Source organism: Microbacterium sp., assembly GCF_051953575.1.
In the GTDB taxonomy this organism is placed as follows: Bacteria; Actinomycetota; Actinomycetes; order Actinomycetales; family Microbacteriaceae; genus Microbacterium.
Map to the genome: position 1 here is coordinate 1 of NZ_JBQCIP010000114.1, position 3,002 is coordinate 3,002.

Below are 3,002 nucleotides of genomic sequence, written 5' to 3' on the forward strand. Positions count from 1 at the left end.
GCTCGGAGCGCGAGGTGAGCACGGCCGTGATCTCGAAGCCGGGCTCGGACTCGACGACCTCGCGGATGATGCCGCCCAGCTTTCCGGTTCCGCCGACGATGGCCACGCGTGTCGTCATGCCCTCCATCCTAGGCGGCGCCTGGGAACGCCGGACCCCGTGCGTCCCGGCCCCCGTGCGTCCCGGCCGGCCGGCGGAACCGCTTACGCTGGAGCGGTGGTGACACTGCGCCCCTCCCCCGCCGATGCGCCCGACGCGCATGCGCTGCTCGACGAGTACTTCCGCTCCCGAACCGTCGGCTTCGCCGCGCAGGGCGTCGCCTACCGCACGACGTTCCCCGACCCCGCCGCCTTCGTGCCACCCGCGGGGGTCTTCGTCGTGCTCGACGACGACGAGGGAGCGCCGATGGGATGCGGCGGCATCCGCCTGATCGCCCCGGGCCCCGAGGGCGTGCGATACGAGCTGAAGCACCTGTACCTGCGGCCCGAGACGCGCGGTCGCGGGTGGGGGCGCCTGCTCGTCGAGGACCTCGTCGAACGCGCCCGGGGCTTCGGCGCCGCCGAGCTGGTGCTCGACACCCACCACTCCCTCGAAGCGGCAGGCGCCCTCTACGCGCGGACCGGCTTCGTCGCGATCGAGCCCTACAACGACAACCCGAACGCGTCGCGCTGGTACGGGAAGCGCCTCTGACCCCGCGGGATCCGACCGGCCGGCGTCAGACGGGATAGAGCTCGGGCAGACCCGTGCGCAGTTCGACCGGCAGGTGGGCCATGTCGTTGTGCGACAGGAGCGTCCACGGCCGTCCCTGCTTCTGAGCGATCACCGTCAGGCCGCAGTGCGCCTGGTTGAGCGTCATCCAGCGCCACTCCGGCGCCTGCAGCACTTCGCGCACGAACCACGAGATCACGAAGTTGTGCGTGATCAGCAGCTCATGGACCTCGCCGCGCTTGCGCACCAGGAACTCGCTCGTGGCATCGGCCATCTGCGCACGGCCGGCCTCGACCTCGGCCTCGGTGACCGATCCGAAGAACGGCTCGAAGGCGGCCGGCGTCTCGTCCGTCATACCGGTCGGCACGCAGTCGAACAGCAGCGACGACGCTTCGGGCTGCACCGACGGCATCCGCTCCCCCACCGCGCGCGCGGTCTGGCTCGCGCGCTCCAGCGGTGAGTGCCACACCGCGTCGAACGGCACGCCCGACAGCCGGTCCGCCAGGAGCGCCGCCTGGCGCCGCCCTCGGGGCGACAAGGGGCCGTCGGCCAGTCCGTGCTCGGCGTCCTGGTGCTCGCCATGCCGCACGAGATAGATGTAGTGCGTCACACCGCTCACTTCACCATCGAGGTATTCCGGGGGATCATCGGCCCGGTCGTGCGGGCACGCCATCCACACTACGTCACCCCCGGACGGGGAGGGATGCCGCCACCCGGGGACTGTGGAGAACCGCGGCCGAACTACTCCGCGGCTCGCGCGATGTCTGCCAGCTGGCTGCGGCTCAGCCGCACGCCGACGCCCTGCACGAGCTCTTCGACGTGCGCGGGCGCATACGCGTTGACGATCGGCGCCGTGACGAGCTTCTGCGCGAGGAGCCATGCGACCGCGACGGCGGCATCGGGCACGCCGAGCTCGGCGCCCACTGCGTCCAGCGCCCGCAGGGTGCGTCCGCCGCGGCGGTTGAGGTTCGCCGCCAGCTGCGCTCCGCGCACTGAGAGCGCGCCGCGCAGCTTCGAACGCTGCCGGCCCGCGAGGAACCCGTGCTCGAGGGCGTGCGACGGTGTGACCGCCATGCCCTGCGCACCGGCGACCAGCCGCAGATCGGCGTCGAACTCATGACGGCGCAGCACGTTGAACGGGACGTCGAGCACGGTGATGCGGGGGTAGCCGGCAGAGGCGAAGATGCGCGCCTCGACCAGCTGGGCCGCCGTGTAGCCGATCGCACCGAGCGCGCGGGCCTTGCCGGCCTCGACGAGCCATTCCGCCGTGGCCAGCGTGTCTTCGAGGGACGCGGTGCTGCCCGCCGTCGCGTCGAGGTAGAGCACGTCGATGCGGTCGGTCCTCAGCCGCGTCAGCGATGCCTCGACGGCGCGCACGAGATTGACGGGGTCGAGACCGGGGTTGTCGGCGTGCCCGCCGACCCGCACTCCGAGCACGATGTCGTCGCGGAGTCCGCGCGAGTGCAGCCACTGGCCGATGATGTGCTCGCTGCGCCCGCTGGCGAAGCTGTCGGAGGTGTGCACCGCGTTGCCCCCGAGCTCGACGTACGTGTCGAGGATCGCGTGGCTCGATTCGAGGTCGACGTTCCAGCCGAACTCCGCACCGCCGAGGATCAGCGGGAAGACCTGGGGTCCGCCGTCGCCGAGGGGGACCCGGACGCTGCTGCCGACAGCCGGTCCCTGCACCGGGATCGGCGCGGACGGGTGCTGCCCGCGGACGGGGGTGTCGCCGGACGCGGCAGGGGCACCGGCATCCGGACTCGCCGAACCGAGCGCCGAGTCAACGCCGAAATAAGCCATGTGCCACCCCCTCACGACGACCCTCGCCTGGCGGCTCGGAGTTCCTCGTGATCACTTGTTCGCACCCCCCGGCGCGTACTAAGAGGGTAGGCCAGTCCGGACAGCGCACCGTGCACTGAGGCGAACTGCCGATAAACATTACATAACGCTTTGGTCACGACGCCTTGATATCCGGCGTTTTGTCCCCCGTTCGGAGGACAGCCGACCTGGAATCCCGACCGGACGACGGATGCCCGCGCCCACCATGAAGGAGGGAACGGGCATCCGCGTGATACGAGACGATCAGCCTTCGGCGGGAGCCTCCGGGCCCTCGCTGGCCGCTGCGCGGCCTTCCTGGTCGGCAGCCTCTTCGAGGACGGGCTCGAGCGACAGCTTGCCGCGGTCGTCGATCTTGGTGATCTTGACGAGCAGCTTCTGGCCGACCGACAGGACGTCCTCGACGTTCTCGACGCGCTTGCCGCCGGCGAGCTTGCGGACCTCGCTGACGTGCAGCAGG

Annotated in this window: 4 protein-coding genes; 1 reads left to right on the forward strand and 3 read right to left on the reverse strand. The window is 71.0% G+C overall.

All coding sequences use genetic code 11. From position 1 onward, the window contains the following. Positions 1-214 precede the first annotated feature (214 nt). Complete coding sequence (locus tag ACTHNQ_RS07310; RefSeq protein ID WP_018172189.1) at positions 215-688, forward strand: GNAT family N-acetyltransferase; 474 nt, start codon at positions 215-217, stop codon at positions 686-688. Between the two features lie 25 nt (positions 689-713). Here the strand turns inward: ACTHNQ_RS07310 and ACTHNQ_RS07315 are convergent, their stop codons facing one another. The 3 genes from ACTHNQ_RS07315 to ACTHNQ_RS07325 all read right to left on the reverse strand — a co-directional run. Continuing rightward, entirely contained in the window at positions 714-1,316 is a 603-nt protein-coding gene (locus ACTHNQ_RS07315) for a histidine phosphatase family protein (protein WP_440332399.1), read from the reverse strand. A gap of 131 nt (positions 1,317-1,447) precedes the next feature. Next, complete coding sequence (locus ACTHNQ_RS07320; RefSeq protein WP_440332401.1) at positions 1,448-2,506, reverse strand: aldo/keto reductase; 1,059 nt, start codon at positions 2,504-2,506, stop codon at positions 1,448-1,450. 282 nt (positions 2,507-2,788) lie between these two features. Next, positions 2,789-3,002 (reverse strand): S1 RNA-binding domain-containing protein (locus ACTHNQ_RS07325; protein WP_440332403.1); only part of this gene is annotated, 214 nt, incomplete at its 5' end.